Annotated in this window: 2 protein-coding genes; one reads left to right on the plus strand and one right to left on the minus strand. The window is 51.8% G+C overall.

The features are described from left to right. The coding region (locus ACTHUM_RS16620; protein WP_440403507.1) for a nitrilase-related carbon-nitrogen hydrolase at positions 1–192 on the minus strand (192 nt) is incomplete at its 3' end. Between the two features lie 94 nt (positions 193–286). On the opposite strand from ACTHUM_RS16620, the gene ACTHUM_RS16625 reads away from it, so the two are divergent. Continuing rightward, positions 287–586: a porin gene (locus ACTHUM_RS16625; protein WP_107792239.1), complete on the plus strand. Its 300-nt coding sequence runs from the start codon at positions 287–289 to the stop codon at positions 584–586. Positions 587–714 lie beyond the last annotated feature (128 nt).

Below are 714 nucleotides of genomic sequence, written 5' to 3' on the forward strand. Positions count from 1 at the left end.
ATCCAAAGGCTCGGCAAATGCCAGCTTGTCCGTATCGTTTTTGCCCATCAGCGGCCAATATTCGGGCAGCAACACCCAATCCGCTCCTTGTTCAGCAGCCTCGCGGACAAGGCGTTTCATGGTGGCAATATTGGTTTCGGGGTCGGTAGACGACACCATTTGCACAGCAGCGGCGCGTAAAGAGCGCATCATCAAAACTCCTGTCAGATTTTGCAAGAATTGTAACTTGTTTACGCACAAGGCCGATACAATCGTCACACAATTCCTCTCCAAAAAAGGATAAACCATGAACTTGAAACTTCTCCTCACTGCTGCACTTTCCACCGCCGCACTTGCCGCACATGCCGACGTACAGCTCTACGGCAGCATCAAAAGCGGCATCGAAACCTCGCAAACCCGTTTCGGCGGCCAAACATACAGCCGAACCGCCATTGCCGACCAAGGCAGCCATATCGGTTTACGCGGCTCGCATCCGATTGGCGGCGGAACGAATTTTATTTGGGAAGTCGAACAAGACACGCCGGTCGGCAAAAACGGCTCCATCCGCCAAGACTGGCGCGAACGTCGAGACAATTTTGGCCGTTAAAGGAAAGATTGGATAGTAAAGGCCGTCTGAAAGATTTTCAGACGGCCTGTTTTTTCTAGTGAGGTCGATTGATTTAAAGCGCCACACTTCAAAGGCTGCCTCTCCCACACACCCCCAAACCCACAAAA

The sequence above is a fragment of the Neisseria sp. P0021.S006 genome (assembly GCF_051956895.1).

Bases quoted from the DNA above. Each gene is read 5' to 3' on its own strand.
- ACTHUM_RS16625 (WP_107792239.1), top strand. From the start codon at position 287: ATGAACTTGAAACTTCTCCTCACTGCTGCACTTTCCACCGCCGCACTT.